Here is a 14,344-nt window from a genome sequence, read left to right as displayed (position 1 = left end):
ACGTCCTCTACGCGCTCCTGCGCACCCGCCAGCCTTACCAGGCCGACTACCGACACACCACGGCTACCGCTGCTTGACATAAACATTAGGCAGCATCCTGCTCCTGACCTGGGGTTTCGTCCCAGCTCCATCCGCCGTCCTGCTCCCAGCGTCGTTGCAGCGCGGCCAGCATCGACTTGACCATGACGTCAGTCACGTGGGAGTAGAGGTCGTCGGTGTCCTTGCGCTTGTGTCCCAGGCGTACCAGCCGGAGGATGCGCGGGACGCCGTCTTCGATCAGCCACGTCTCATGTGTGTGACGTAGGTCATGGAAGTGCATGCCCTGATTGAGTGGGGCCCATCCGTGGCTCTCGTCGCCGGCCAGGGCGGGTAGCCAGACGCGTCGGCGGAAGTTGGACCGGCGATGCAGTCCGCCGTTGGCTCCGGTGAAGACGAACCGCCCGTCAGGGTTGCGCTCCCGGTGATCCCGTAGCAGGTCGGCCAGGAATGGCGGCAGGTGGATTGTTCGGACGCTCGCGGGGGTCTTCGGCGGTCCGAGTTCCAGGCGTCCGCGGATCTCGTGCAGGGCACCGAAGTTGGGGTCGATTTCGATGCGCGGGTCCTCGTCGAGGTAGGTGCGGATCCATTGCAGCCCGGCCAGCTCACCCCAGCGCATGCCGGTGTAGGCGTCGGTGATGGTCATGAGTCCCTCGTCCGGCTTCATCCGGCCGGCGAGTGCGTCGACTTCGTCGGCGCTGGCGTGGGGCCGTTCGGGGCGGTCGTCGAAGCTGATGCGGAGTTTCCGGCACGGGTTTGCGCCGATCAGTCCCTCGTCCACGGCTTCGCCCAGGATCATCGAGAACAACACGAGAATGTCCCGGACGGTTTTGTCGGCCAGGTTGGGGCGCAGTTTCTTGTTCACCCACCCCTTCACCTCGATTCGTGCGATGTCGCCGAGGGCCGTTCCTGACCAGCGGGGCAGGATGTGGTTGCGGATGTGTGAGTCGTAGGTCGCTAGCGTCACGTCCGCGGCGTGGTGGGCGTCGGACCATGCGCGGATCCACTCGTCGATCGTGGTCTGCGCCAGCCGGGGGTCGGTGAACCGGCGTCGTCGCTGGTCGGACTCCACGTCGGCTGCGCGGTCCTCCGCTTCGTCCTGGGTGGCGAAGCCACTCTCGGTGAAGATCGTTCCGTCGTCGAGTCGATAGCGGACGCGGAAACCGCCTCGACGTTTTTCTACCCAAGCCATTGTTGGTTTTCTTTCCTGTAGGAGTGGATATGGCCGTGCCGGAAATCCGGCACGGTCGTATCCACGCTCCGTTTGCGGAGAAAAGCAACCCAAATGTGGTCAGCGGGCGGAAGAATGTGTGCTTCAGCGGGGTCGGCTGCTGCTGCGGCTTCGAGGGCGTCGAGATGCCCCGGTCCCCGGAGTCCTGCGCTGGGCGTTTGCCGCCGGGAGGGCCGCGTCAGCGACGATCTGCTCCAGGTTGGCGCGGGAGAACCGCAGGTGTTTTCCGAGGAAGGTGCAGGGCACCTGCCGGCGGGCTGCGCGTCGGCGTAGCCATGACTCCCGAACCTGTAGCAACTCGGACGCCTGCGCCGGGGTGAACAACACGGGGGCCGGATCAGCCGCCAGTTGGTCGGTGAGCGGCTGAATGCCGCGGTCTGCGCCCTGGGTGTCGGAACGGGCGGGCTCGGCGGCCAGTGGCGAAGCAAGAGGTGTGGCAATGTCGGTCGCCCTGCGACCTGAGGCGGCGCTCGGCCGGTCGTTGATGGTCATGAAAGTCCTCCCGTTCGTCACGCAGCGCGGGGTGGCTCACGCGGCGTCTGGTTGGCCGACTGGAGCGCCGGAGCGGCACGACCAGGGCGAGCAGCCGTCCGGGTCGCCGTCCTCATCGAGCGTCGCCGGCGTCGGAACCAGCCGCAGGTGTCGCGCTGGCGTGTCGAGGTCGGCTTCGTCGAGCGGCTTGCAGGAGCGGTGCAGGAAGTACTGACCACGGAGCGGCTGTCCGTGTTTCGAGGCGTGCGGGTAGCCGTGGCGGATCGCGCGGTCGAACTCGACGGCCTGTTCCCACCCTTCCGGGTCGTGGTCCCTGATCCAGCGCCAGCCCGCGTTGCCGTGAAACGGGCAACCGACGCAGGCGGACTTCACCGTCTCCCCGAAGCCCCGATCCTGGAGGAACTCGATGCACCGTTCCCGGTCGAAGCCGAGTTCGAGCAGCGGGAAGACATTGCGCAGGAACCGCACGCCGGAGTCTCGGGCCCGCCCGATTTCGTCGGTGCTGATGCCGATGGCCTGCTCGGCATAGACACCGGGCGGCACTCGCTTCGGATGTGCGTATCCGAGCAACTCCCGCGCTGCCTTCTTCAGCGGGGTGATCTTGTACTCGCTGGTGCATTGACGCCTTGCGAGTCCGCGGGATCCCTCGGGGTTGAGGGTGTGCAGGGGCATCGAGACGAAGCGGTGCTTCGGGTCGAGAGCGTCGGTCCGGATGTTGCCCGCCGAGACACGTCGCACGGGAATGCCAGCGCGTTCGGCATGCGCTCGAAGCCGGTCGAGATTGGCGTAGACGGCCCGCGGTTCCCATCCTGTGTCGGCGAACAGTGCGACATCGAACCGGGGGATGGCGCCTTCGCAGGCCAGCAAGAGCACCGTCGTGCTCTGCACCCCGGCGCCGAGGGACAGCAGGCGTAAGGCGGGCTCGACACCGGCAGTTTCTGGGCGAGTGGTCATGCCGCCCGGCCCGTCGTGCGGGAGTGGTGGCGGGGCGGACGACGGGTGGTCACCTGCGCTGCCGAGGTTGCGGCCGTTCCGTGTTGGGCTGTGCGGAAGACGACCACGTCCTCGTGGGCGATGAGGTGCAGGGGGAGTCCGGCTTCACGCTGTTTGCGGATGAAGTCGCGTTGGAAGAAGCTGCCGCGGGCGACCAGGTCGGTCTCCGCGGCGCGCGCGAGTAGCGCAACGTTGCGCTCGGTGGGGATGAGTCCGGCGGCGCGGCCGCAGGCGAGGATCTGGGCGGGCAGGTCGATGAGTTCGGAGTGCTCGCGCCAGGGGCGGATGGTGATGACGACGTGGCCGCCGGGCCGGAGGAAGGTGCGCAGGCCGGCGAGGATTCGGGTGAACCCGGCGAGCAGCCGGTGGTGCCCGATGTTGGCGAGGTTGCCACGGTCGAGGGCGCTGCCGTAGCGGTGCCAGTACTTCTGGATGCCTTCGCTGGGCGCGACGGCCACGCGCCCGTGCGTCGACGGCCCGTATGGCGGGGAGGTCACCACGAGCGCGGCCTGGCCGACGTACTCCTGCGGCAGCAGTGTCACGAGCTGGCGGGCGTCGCCCTGAATGACGTGCGCGTCGTGTTCGATGCCCTGCGTGCGGGCCAGCTCGAGATTCGATCGGGCGACTGCGACCCAGTGGGGTTCGTATTCGATGCCGATCGCGCGGCGGTCGAGGTGGACGGCTTCGACGAGGGTGGTGCCGATGCCGCACATCGGGTCGAGTACCAGCTCACCTGGCTTCGTGTAGTGCTCGATCGCATGGCGAGCGACGTCGGGCAGCATCTTGGCCGGGTGCGCCGTCGACTCGGGCATGTACTTGCCGCGGCGCTGGGATGCGGGAGAGACCTGCGCGGTGGTCCACACCGAGAGCGCGGCCTGGTCTTCGCCGGCGCGGTCGAGCGCGTCGATGAGTGCGCGGGGGATGGGTCGCGTCGGCTCGTCGGCGGTGGAAGCCGGTGTGCAGCGTTCGTCTGTCACGGGCATGCCTTCCTGGCGATGAAGGTGCATTAGGTGTTGTCGGCCTGTGGCTGGTGGCCGTAGGGCTGGGTGAAGACGAGGACGTCGGAGTGGATGCGGCGATGGGGGAGTGGCAGCCTGCGCACCCTCGCCCGGTGCCGCGCGCGCTCGGCGTCGCCAGCGCCGTCCCAGTGCTCGTCGGGTAGGTCGAATTGGCCGTCACGAACGGGCGTGTGGACCGCGACGATGTGCTGGAGGTAGAGCAGGTCGGCGTTCTGTCCGGCCGCGACGACGGCGCCGGTCGGGTCGGTGAGCTGGCCAGTTGTCCAGTCACAATGCGTGAGCACCACGAGTACGCCGCCGACGCGGAGCCGGCGGGCGGCAAACAGCGCGACAAGGTCGGCGGATTGGTCGCCGGACAGTTCGGGCAGCAAGCTGGAGATGATCAGATCTGCGCCGCCGCTGTGCTTCGTGTCCTCGTTTGTCACGGCGTCGTTCACAGCGACTGCAGAGGTCGTCGGCGCCGGATCGGTGCCTCCGATCAGGTCTGCCCAGAAGGGTGCTGAGGCGGGGGCGTCGTTCGCCGTCGGGTGCGGCACGCGATCGATCTGGGCAGTGCGGCCGAGGCGTTCGACGGCGTGCAGGGCGTCGGTGAGTTCGGGGTCCAGATCTGCGTCGGGAGCGCGATCGATAACACCGTCCGGACCGATGGGCGTGAGTGTCAGCGGCGGGCCCTGTGGTGATGGCCAGGGGAGTAGCACGACCCGCGCGCCGGGTGTGCTGAATGCGATGACGACTCGGTCGATGAGGGCCACGGGCCAGGTCGTACGGAGAGAGATCGGAGATGGGCCTGCCGGCCACACGGTGGCCGGAGTCGGTGTCGAGGCGAGGCCGTTCGACCGGGATCGACGGGTGGCGTTGGCGGGCTTGGCGGGGCTGGGCCGGGTGGTGGTCGGCGCGGTTGGCCAGGGCCTGCGGTCGCGGCTGCGGGGTCCGCTCGGGTGGGTTGAGGACGAGCGAGTTGAGCCGGATTGCTTACGGGGTGTGCGACGGCCGGGACGGTCGGGCGTGGTCACGAGTATCCCCTCTGAGACGGCGAGCGCGTCCGCTGGTGCGTCGCGCTGATGACACCCCTGAACTCCGGCGTACACGCCCTTGGGGGACACGTGCCGTGCGCTTTTTCGGTGAGCCAGACGAATTCTTAGCGAGGCCTTTCCTCGGGATTCTGAGTTCTCATCTGGGTGTCGTCGAATCGCCGGTCAAGCGGTGTCTCAGCGGGTCTGACCAAACTGGTACCGACCTGGTACCGCGGCGACAAAGTCGCAGCTAGGCGGGTATTACCAGGTCTGCGCGTCGATCTGGAGAGGTCTCCCGACGACCGTTGAAGTCGATCTTGAAATGGTTGGCGCGAGATCGTCGGTTTGCCGTTCGTACTAGTTCAGTGCCGGTTCGGTCAGGGGTTGGTAATACCTGGTGTGGCGTCCTGGGCGAGTCGTTGTTCCGACTCGTTTCGGGAGTCAACTCATGAATTCGCGTGATGCCGTTCCGCGCTCGGGTTTCGGGCGTGCTGCGATGCCGTTGAACGCTGCCCGGGCGGCGTTCGAGTGGCTGGTTGCCGGGGATCATCCGGTGACGGTTGATGGCCGCTTGTTCGCTGGTTTGCCGCGGCGGCGAGTGCCGCTGAACGAGCTGCGTGACCGGCTGCTCCGGCGCCGGTGTCCGCAGACTTTGCGGGATGCGGTGTGGGCGCACCTGGTGCTGCTGGCGCGGACCGAAGGCGGCACCTGGACGGTTGCTGCGGTCGGCGTAGCGCTGCCCGCGCTGACCTCCATCGCCGCCACCCTGTCCGCGAAGTTCGCGGGCGACCCGAGCGACATTCATGCGGCGGTACTCGCCGGATTCGTCACCGAATTGGGGACCATCGACCTGCGCAAGCCGCGCATCATGCTCCGGCTTCGGTGGGCCGCTTACCGCGCCGGCCACGCCTGCGTCCGGGAGGCGCTGGACGCGCCTGTGCCGTCGGGACACGGCTTCCGTTCCACGCTCCCACCGGCGCCATGGGGTCATCCCGACTTCGTTCTCGCCCGCGCTGTGGCCGAGGGTGCGATCACCGCAACCGAGGCCGAACTGATCGGCGCCACCCGCTTGGAAGGAGTGCCGCTGGCCGATGCCGCGGCGGAGCGCGACGTGTCGTATCAAGCCGCGAAGAAGGCCCGGCAGCGGGCTGAGCGGCGTCTCGTCGCCTACCTTCTCGAGGACATGCGGCGTGACGCCGATGCCGCTCAGGGCGAGTCCGATGTGGCGACTCAGGTGGCCGACACGATCGCCATTGTCCAGCCCAGGTCATCACGGGGCGTAACCGATCTGAGTAGTCGTGCGGGCAAGAAATCGAGCGCGCGTGTGTCCCCGAAGGCGGCGTCTTCCGGAGTTCAGGGGTGCGGGACGAAACCAGCCTCCCGCACGGACGCCACCCCTTCGCCCGAGCAGCCGCAGCGGCGGCCGGGCTCGACTCCGGGAGAGCCGCGATGCGCCTGACCCGAACTCCTCGCCCCCCGTGCAGGCGCCACCGCCGCCGTCGGACGCTGCTGCTGGCCGAGCTCGTCGTGCTTGCCCTGCTGACGTCTGGTGCGAGCGCGCACGCGGAGACCGTGGTGCTCGCGCTCGCGGGCAGCGTCGAGGAAGTACTCAACAACATTCGCAACTGGCTGATGGGCATCCTCGCCGGGCTGGCGACGGTGTTCCTCACCATCGGCGGGGTCCGGCGCGTGTTTGGCAGCGGCGACCCGGGGGAGCAGGAGAAGGCGAAGGAGGCGTTCAAGGCCGCCGGCATCGGCTACGTTCTGGCCGCGCTCGCCCCGCTGGTCGTCGAGGTGCTTAAAGGCATCGTGGGGGCGTGAGCTGATGCGCCCCTCGAACACGCCGGACGGTCGGGAACTCGCCACCCCGCCATCACGCTGGAAGGTGCGGTCACCCACGCTGACTCGTGGCCGGGCGCTAGTCGGGCTGGCGGTGAGCCTCGTCGTTCTGCTCGGCGGCACGCTTGCCGTCGCTGCGCTCAACTCCGGCTCGTCGATGGCGCCGCCGGTCGCCGCGCAACCACTGCCGCTCCCGACCATCGAGCCATGCGAACCCGGCTCTCCAGTGTGCTCCCTGCCTGCGCCAACGACAGCACCGTCGTTTCCCGAGGTGCCGCTGCCAATGCCGACTGGGGCGCCGACCTCGGTCCCCTGCTTCCCCGGTTCGCTGCAGGACGGGTGCGTTCCGTCCTCGCCGACCTCGACCGCTCCGCCGTGCACCGGTGAGGGCTGCATCCCGCAGCCCGGCACCAGCACGCCGCCCACGGCGCCCGGTGCCGAACAGCCCGCTCCGGGCGAGGAGACCGGCGACAACTGCGGCCTCACGAACATCGGCGCCTGCATCACCGACGTGATCGACGGGTTCTTCCGCGGCATCGTCGAGAGCGCGCTCAACCCGCTGCTCGAACTGCTGTCCAAGACGCTGCTGACCACCCCGACGCCGGACTCGCTGCCGCGGGTGGGCGAGCTGTGGGACAACTCCTGGCAGATCCTGCTCGTCTCCTACGGCCTGCTGATTCTCATCGCCGGGGTCATCGTGATGAGCTACCAGACCATCCAGACGCGGCACTCGGCATTGGAGATCGCGCCGCGCCTCGTGGTGGGGTTCCTGGCCGGCGCTTTGAGCCTGTGGGGGGCCACCAAGGGCATCCAGATCGCCAACGCCCTCGTCGCCGCCATCATGGGCGGCGGGCTCGACGCGAGTGCCGCGGGCGTGGCGCTGCGCGACCTCGTCATGGGCTCGCTCAAAGGCGGCATGTGGATCGTCTTCATCGGACTCGTCCTGGCCGGTTTGCTCGTCGCGCTGCTGGTGACCTACGTCGTGCGGGTCGCGTTGACGATCATCCTGATCGTCGCGGCGCCGCTGGCGTTGATGTTCCACGCCCTGCCGCAAACCGAGGGCATCGCCTACTGGTGGTGGAAGGCCTACGGAGGCTGCCTCGCGATCCAGCTCGGCCAGAGTCTGACGCTGATCACCGCGCTGAAGGCGTTCTTCACCCCCGGCGGGTTCACGCTGTTCGGGCCGACCGCTTCCGGGCTGATCAACCTGCTGATCGCCCTCGCGCTGATGTACATCCTGCTGAAAATCCCGTTTTGGATCCTGGGCTCGATCCGCGGCGGAGGCGGCCGCAGCCTGATCGGATCGCTCGTCCGGGGCTTCCTCGCCTACAAGACGTTCGGGCTTCTGGGCGGGGGCGGCGGAAAGCGCCGGACGCCCCGAGCTACCGGTGGCAGCAGCCGTGGCAGTTCGCCCACACGCTCAGCCGAGCCGCGGACCACCGCGAGCGGACAGTACGTGCTGCCGCTGCCCGGCCTGCGCCGGACTCGTCCGAAGCCGAAGCCGAAGCAGGCACCAGAGCCGAAAGCCTCGCGCAAATCGGGTCGCCAGCTGGCGCTGCCGCTGGGGGATGACTGGCCCGAGAACAAGCCGGTGCTCGGCCGCGACGGGCAGTTCCGTCTGCCCTTCGACGTTCCGCGCGCGGCGTCGCGTTCCACCGCGACGGGCGCCGCGGGAGCGGGCGTTCGGCGCGCGCCTCACGGGCGCACCGGGAAACAACTCGAGCTGCCCTTCGACCCCTATCAGGGCAACCGGCCGCTCCGGTCCGGTCAGTACCCACTGCCGCTGGACGGCCTGCGCAAGGTGCCTCGGCCGGCGAGCCCGCCACCGCCTCCCGCTCGTCGCGGAACCGGCCGCCGCGTGGTCCAGCCACCGCTGCCGTTCGACCCTTACCAGGGCAGCCGACCGACCCGCTCCGGCCAGTACCCGCTGCCCCTGGACGGACTGAAACGCGTGCCGCCCAAGCCCGCGCCGCCACCACCGTCGAAGGCACGTGCACCGCAGGCCGGACGGCACCTGCGACTCCCGCTCGACCTGCCCAAGTCCGCCAAGAAGCCGCGCTCGCGCGTGACCCCGCCACCGCCGACGGCCGTGCGACGACGCAAGTCAGGAGGTAGCACGTCATGACCGAACCCGTTCGCATTCCTGCCGACGTCGACATGCACGACCGCGTGCTCGGCCCGCTCACCGCGCGCCAGCTGGGCATTCTCGCCGCTGCGGGAGCGGCGCTGTACCTGGTGTGGCTCGCCACGCGCGCGTTCCTGCCGATCCCGCTGTTCGCCGCCTTCGCGGTTCCGGTCGGCGCGGCGTCGGTGACGCTCGCCCTGGGCAAGCGCGACGGTGTCCCGCTGGACAAGCTCCTGATCGCGGCGATCCGCCAGCGACTCGCTCCACGACACCGCGTCGCCGCGCCGGAAGGCGTCCGCCCGGCGCCCGCGTGGCTCACCGCGAACGCGGACCAGGAAGCCGGCCGCCGCAGGCCGCCGCCCGAGACCGAACCGGTCTCCCCGTCCGCGCTGCGCCTGCCTGCCGAGGCCGTCACGGAGACCGGCGTGGTGGATCTCGGCCCGGACGGGTTGGCGGTCGTAGCCGTCGCGAGCACAGTGAACTTCGCGCTCCGGACACCGGCCGAGCAGGAGGCACTGGTCGCCTCGTTCGGGCGCTACCTGCACTCACTGACCGCCCCGGTTCAGGTGCTGGTGCGCACCGAGCGCCTCGACCTCTCCGCACAGATCGCCGAGCTGCGCGAGCGCGCGGGTGGCCTGCCGCACCCGGCGTTGGAAGCGGCCGCGGTCGAGCACGCCGACTACCTGGTCCAGCTCGGGCAGGAGTCCGATCTGCTGCGACGGCAGGTACTGATCGTGCTGCGCGAACCGCTCGCCGCAGCTGGTCCGCCGGACGGACTCGTCGGCCCGGGGCGGCTGGCCGCTCTGCAGGGCCGCCGCAACCGGACGCTCGGGCACGCCGACGCGGCCACACGACGAGCGGCCGAGTCGCGCCTGGTGCGCCGCCTCACCGAAGCCGTGGAGCTGCTGTCCCCAGCCGGGATCACGGTGACCCCGCTCGACGCGGGGCAGGCCACCGCGGTGCTGGCCTCGGCGTGCAACCCCGACAGCCTCTTGCCCCCATCAGCCGGGCTCGCCGGCGCGGACGAGGTCATCACTACCGCTTCGGACCCGGCGGATGACGACGCCGCCCGGTGGCGTGCGGATGCACGTGCAGAGGACGAGCCCGGGTGGGGCGAGGACGACTGGGACTACGAGGACGAGCGAGGGGAGCAGTTCTGATGCGCCATCGCAGCCACCACCGTCGGCCTGGCCAACCGGCCTCCCCGGCCGCGGCCGCCTTCACTCCGGACGCGCTGTCGGTCGGGGCGCGGCACCTGGAGGTCGGCGGCGAATGGGTCGCCAGCTTCGCCGTCATCGGCTACCCGCGCGAGGTGCACCCCGGCTGGCTGGCTCCCCTGCTGACCTACCCCGGCCGCTTGGACGTCTCCGTGCACGTCGAGCCGATCGACCCTGCCACCGCCGCCACCCGGTTGAAGAAGCAGCTCGCGAAGCTCGAGGCCGGCCGACGCCACACCGCCGAGCACGGCCGGCTGTTCGACCCGCACGTTGAGGCCGCCACCGAGGACGCCTACGACCTGTCCTCCCGCGTCGCCCGCGGCGAGGGCAAGCTCTTCCGCGTCGGGCTGTATCTGACCATCCACGCGACCTCCCAGAGCGCTCTCGCCGAGGAAGTCGCGGCACTGCGGTCGCTCTGCGCCAGCCTGCTGCTGGACGCTAAGCACACCACCTACCGCAGCCTCCAGGGGTGGGTGTCGACCCTGCCGCTGGGCCTGGACCTGATCGGCATGCGCCGCACCTTCGATACCGCGGCGTTGTCGGCCGCGTTCCCGTTCACCAGCCCGGACCTGCCCGCGCCCGATCCGACCTCGGTCGCAGCACCGGCCGGAGTGCTCTACGGCTACAACATCGGCTCCCAGGGGCTGGTCCACTGGGACCGCTTCGGCACCGGAATGCACAACCACAACGCCGTTATCCTCGGCCGCTCCGGCGCAGGGAAGTCCTACCTGGTCAAGCTCGAGTTGCTGCGCTCGTTGTATCGCGGGATCGAGGTCGCCGTCGTCGATCCGGAGTACGAGTACGCCCGGCTCGCGCCTGCTGTCGGGGGAACCACCGTCCACCTCGGCGTGCCCGGAGTGCGGCTCAACCCGTTCGACCTGCCCATCCACACACGTCCGGACGGACGACGCACCGCGCCGAAGGACGCGCTCGTCCGGCGCAGCCTGTTCCTGCACACCGTGATCGAAGTTCTTCTCGGCGGTGGACCGTCGCCAGCTGAGCGGGCCGCACTGGACCGCGCGATCGCCGCGACTTACCAGAGCGTGGGCATCACCACCGATCCCCGCACCTGGACCCGCCCCTCGCCCGAGCTGCGCACACTGCGAGATCAGCTCGCGAGCTCCGGGGACACCGCCGGCCGCGAGCTCGCCGCGCGGCTGCACCCGTTCGTCGAGGGCGCGTTCAAGCAGCTCTTCGACGGTCCCAGCACCGTTCAGCCCGAGGGACACCTGGTGGTGTTCAGCCTTCGCGATCTGCCCGACCAGCTGAAGGCGATCGGCACACTGCTCACGCTCGACGTCATCTGGCGGCGAGTGTCGAACCCCGCGATCCGCCGGCCGCGGATGGTCGCGGTGGACGAGGCATGGCTTTTGCTGCAGGACAAGGCCGGTGCCGAGTTCCTGTTCCGTTCGGCCAAAGCCTTCCGCAAGTACTGGGCCGGTCTGACGGTGGCGACCCAGGACGTCGATGACGTCCTCGGCACTGATCTCGGCAAAGCCGTTGTGGCCAACGCGGCGACCCAGATCCTGCTCCGGCAGGCCCCGCAAGCCATCGACGAGATCGCCCGCACCTTCACCCTCTCCGCCGGAGAACGCCAGTTCCTGCTCGCAGCCGACCGGGGCCAGGGACTGCTGTCGACCGGAACCCAGCGCGTGGCCTTCCAGAGCATGGCGTCGCCGACCGAGCACTACCTGGTCACCAGCGACCCGGCGGAACTCGCCGAGCAAGACGACGACCACGCAGCCGCGTTCGTTGACCTCGGTCCTCAGCCCATCGAGGGCGAGGAAATCAGCCTCGATGCCCCTTGATCACTGGGAGACGCGTCCTATGTGGATACGTTCCGCGTCCGCCGATTGGCTAGAGAACTACCTGCGCGACCCTGGTGGTGCGTTGGTCGCGTTGCTGAGCCGACTCCGCAATCTCGCCGTGGATGAAGGCCCGATCGCCGTGCCGGTGCTCACCATGCTGGTCGCGATGCTCCTCGTGGGGCGAAGGTGGTGGGCGCGACGGTGTCACGAGCGACTCGTCGCCGACGCACGTCAAGTCACCGTGCTCGCCCCGCCTACCGTCGATCCCGCCGGCGGCGCCGCGCTGTGGTCCAACCTCGTGGGCCTCCTGCGGCCCGGCTGGCGACGGGTACTCACCGGACAACCGCACGTGGCCTGCGAGTACGTGTTCTCCGAGGCAGGGGTCGCGATCCGGTTGTGGGTGCCCGGCGTCATCCCACCCGGGCTCGTCGAGCGCGCCCTCGAGGCCGCGTGGCCCGGCGCCCACACCCGGGTGCGGCCTGCTGAGCCGCCACTGCCAGTTCCCCGCGACGGCGAGCGGCGTCTCGTGGTCGGCGGCGAGTTGCGGCTCGCGCGGTCGGAAGCACTGCCCATCCGTACCGCCTTCGAGGCCGACCCGATCCGCGCGCTGATCGGCGCGCCGGTCGGGCTCGGCCGCAACGAGCACGCCTGCGTGCAGATCCTGGCCCGCCCGGTCACCGGGCGCCGTGTCCAGCGAGCCCGCCGCGCCGCGCGGCAGGTCCACACCGGCAGTTCGGTGTGGCTGGTCGGCCGCCTGCTGGACGCGGCCACCCCTGGGATGCCGCGAACCCGCCGCCCGATCCTGCACCGCACGAAGACCGGTGCTCTGCACAGCGACCCGCAAACCTCGCTCGAGTACGCGGCACAAAACCGGGCTATCGTTGCCAAGCAACGCGGCAGCCAGTTCGAGACCGTCGTCCGCTACGCCGTCGCCACCATCCTCCCCGCAAGTGCCGACGCCGACGCGGTCAGCGCAGCGCGGGAGATCGCCCGTGGTCGCGCACATGCCCTCGCCGCGTCGTTCGCTTCCTACACCGAGCACAACCACTACACGCGACACCGCCTCCGCCGCCCCGGGCAGGTCATCGACTCCCGGCTTCTGGCGCGGGGGGACCTGTTGTCGGTGCCCGAGCTGGCCGCGATAGCACACCTCCCGACCGACGAGGCCATCCCCGGGCTGCAGCGCGCCGGAGCCCGCGCTATCGCGCCCCCACCTGGCATCGCCGTCCCAGGGCCCGAAGCCAAACCCCTCGGCCTCACCGACACCGGCCACGAACGGCCCGTCGCCCTGCGAGTCCCCGACGCCCGACACCATCTTCACGTACTCGGCGCGACCGGCTCCGGCAAATCGACCTTGCTGGGCACGATCGTTCTGGCCGACGCCGAGGCCGGTCGCGGAACCGTCCTGATCGATCCCAAAGGCGATCTCGTCACCGACGTCCTGTCCCGGCTACCCCGCTCCGCGGCCGACCGTGTCGTGCTCTTCGACGCCGACAGCAAGGCCCGCCCACCATGCCTCAACCCGCTAGACGGCGGCGAAACCGACCTGATGGTGGACAACCTCGTCTCCGTGTTCCGCCGGGTCTACTCAGCCTTCTGGGGCCCGCGCACCGACGATGTGATGCGCGCGGCCTGCCTGACCCTCCGGTCCCAGGAAGGCGTCGCCACCCTCGCGGACCTGCCGAAACTGCTGGCCGACGAAGCCTTCCGCGGCCGCCTCACCGCCGGCATCACCGATCCTGTCCTGCGCGGCTTCTGGTCCTGGTATGAGGAGCTGACCGACTCGGCCCGCTCACAGGTCATCAGCCCGTTGATGAACAAGCTCCGCGCCTTCCTGCTGCGCCCCTTCGTCCGCACCGCCATCGCGGGAGGACACTCCACAGTCGACCTCGACCAGGTGCTCGACGGTGGCATCTGCCTGGTGCGCATCCCGAAAGGCTCGTTGGGGGAGGAGACCACCCGGTTGGTCGGGTCACTGGTCGTCGCGCGCACCTGGCAGGCCATCACCGGCCGCGCGCGCATCCCGCAGCGCCGTCGCAGGGACGCGAGCTTGGTCATCGACGAGTGCCACAACTTCCTCAACCTGCCCTATCCGATCGAGGACATGCTCGCCGAGGCCCGCGGGTTCCGAACCTCGATGACGCTGGCACACCAGCACCTCGGCCAGCTTCCCCGCGAACTTCGCGAAGGCATCTCGACCAACGCGCGCAGCAAGATCTTCTTCAACGCCTCGCCTGAAGACGCGCGTGAGCTGGCCCGTCATACCGTGCCACGGCTCTCCGACCACGACCTGGCCCACCTCGGCGCCTACCACGCCGCCGCCCGACTCGTCCTGAACGGCGAGGAAGCTCAGTCGTTCACCCTTCGGACTCAACCACTCCCGCCGCCCATTCCGGGGCGCGCACGAGAGATCCGGGCGGCAGCGCGCCGCAAGGCGAGTGCACGAGCAATCGATGCAGCTCCGACCGTGCCTCGCCATGGCTGGGCGACGGGTCCTCGGAGCGTGGATCCGCGGCGAAGCGAATGAGAACCGGATTCGCCGCCGTCCTTTCTCAAAGCAGGAGGTTCTCC

11 protein-coding genes are annotated in these 14,344 nt (G+C 69.6%); 6 read left to right on the top strand and 5 right to left on the bottom strand.

The window, feature by feature from the left end:
- Positions 1–85: 85 nt before the first annotated feature.
- The 5 genes from BMZ92_RS35305 to BMZ92_RS35285 all read right to left on the bottom strand — a co-directional run bounded on the left by BMZ92_RS35305 (position 86) and on the right by BMZ92_RS35285 (position 4,523).
- Positions 86–1,228: a tyrosine-type recombinase/integrase gene (locus BMZ92_RS35305; RefSeq protein ID WP_091516850.1), complete on the bottom strand. Its 1,143-nt coding sequence runs from the start codon at positions 1,226–1,228 to the stop codon at positions 86–88.
- Between the two features lie 123 nt (positions 1,229–1,351).
- Positions 1,352–1,759 carry a helix-turn-helix domain-containing protein gene (locus tag BMZ92_RS38920; RefSeq protein ID WP_425425898.1) on the bottom strand — a complete coding sequence of 136 codons (408 nt, stop codon included), beginning with the start codon at positions 1,757–1,759 and terminating at the stop codon, positions 1,352–1,354.
- A gap of 36 nt (positions 1,760–1,795) precedes the next feature.
- Complete coding sequence (locus tag BMZ92_RS35295) at positions 1,796–2,713, bottom strand: hypothetical protein (protein ID WP_091516847.1); 918 nt, start codon at positions 2,711–2,713, stop codon at positions 1,796–1,798.
- Positions 2,710–3,735 carry a TRM11 family SAM-dependent methyltransferase gene (locus BMZ92_RS35290; RefSeq protein WP_091516845.1) on the bottom strand — a complete coding sequence of 342 codons (1,026 nt, stop codon included), beginning with the start codon at positions 3,733–3,735 and terminating at the stop codon, positions 2,710–2,712. The genes BMZ92_RS35295 and BMZ92_RS35290 overlap by 4 nt, the downstream gene beginning before the upstream one ends.
- Before the next feature lie 23 nt (positions 3,736–3,758).
- Positions 3,759–4,523, bottom strand: coding sequence for a hypothetical protein (locus tag BMZ92_RS35285; protein WP_245783446.1), 765 nt, complete (start codon positions 4,521–4,523; stop codon positions 3,759–3,761).
- Between the two features lie 709 nt (positions 4,524–5,232).
- Here BMZ92_RS35285 and BMZ92_RS35280 point away from each other — a divergent pair.
- The 6 genes from BMZ92_RS35280 (at position 5,233) to BMZ92_RS35255 (ending at position 14,300) form a co-directional block, all read left to right on the top strand.
- The gene (locus tag BMZ92_RS35280) at positions 5,233–6,243 is read left to right on the top strand and encodes a disks large-associated family protein (RefSeq protein ID WP_245783445.1); all 1,011 of its coding nucleotides are present in this window, start codon (positions 5,233–5,235) and stop codon (positions 6,241–6,243) included.
- Complete coding sequence (locus BMZ92_RS35275; protein WP_143250018.1) at positions 6,234–6,605, top strand: pilin; 372 nt, start codon at positions 6,234–6,236, stop codon at positions 6,603–6,605. Before BMZ92_RS35280 ends, BMZ92_RS35275 begins: the two co-directional genes overlap by 10 nt.
- 112 nt (positions 6,606–6,717) lie before the next feature.
- Positions 6,718–8,748 (top strand): TrbL/VirB6 family protein, encoded by a 2,031-nt coding sequence (locus tag BMZ92_RS35270; protein WP_245783444.1) that lies wholly within the window; start codon positions 6,718–6,720, stop codon positions 8,746–8,748.
- The gene (locus BMZ92_RS35265) at positions 8,745–9,908 is read left to right on the top strand and encodes a PrgI family protein (RefSeq protein WP_091516843.1); all 1,164 of its coding nucleotides are present in this window, start codon (positions 8,745–8,747) and stop codon (positions 9,906–9,908) included. The genes BMZ92_RS35270 and BMZ92_RS35265 overlap by 4 nt, the downstream gene beginning before the upstream one ends.
- Positions 9,908–11,773 (top strand): VirB4 family type IV secretion system protein, encoded by a 1,866-nt coding sequence (locus BMZ92_RS35260; RefSeq protein ID WP_091516841.1) that lies wholly within the window; start codon positions 9,908–9,910, stop codon positions 11,771–11,773. Before BMZ92_RS35265 ends, BMZ92_RS35260 begins: the two co-directional genes overlap by 1 nt.
- 19 nt (positions 11,774–11,792) lie before the next feature.
- Positions 11,793–14,300, top strand: a complete 2,508-nt coding sequence (locus BMZ92_RS35255; protein WP_091516873.1) for a type IV secretory system conjugative DNA transfer family protein — start codon at positions 11,793–11,795, stop codon at positions 14,298–14,300.
- Positions 14,301–14,344: the final 44 nt, after the last annotated feature.

The sequence above is a fragment of the Amycolatopsis sacchari genome (genome assembly GCF_900114035.1).
GTDB classification, from domain to species: Bacteria; Actinomycetota; Actinomycetes; order Mycobacteriales; family Pseudonocardiaceae; genus Amycolatopsis_E; species Amycolatopsis_E sacchari.
This window is presented reverse-complemented; position numbering and strand designations above follow the sequence as displayed.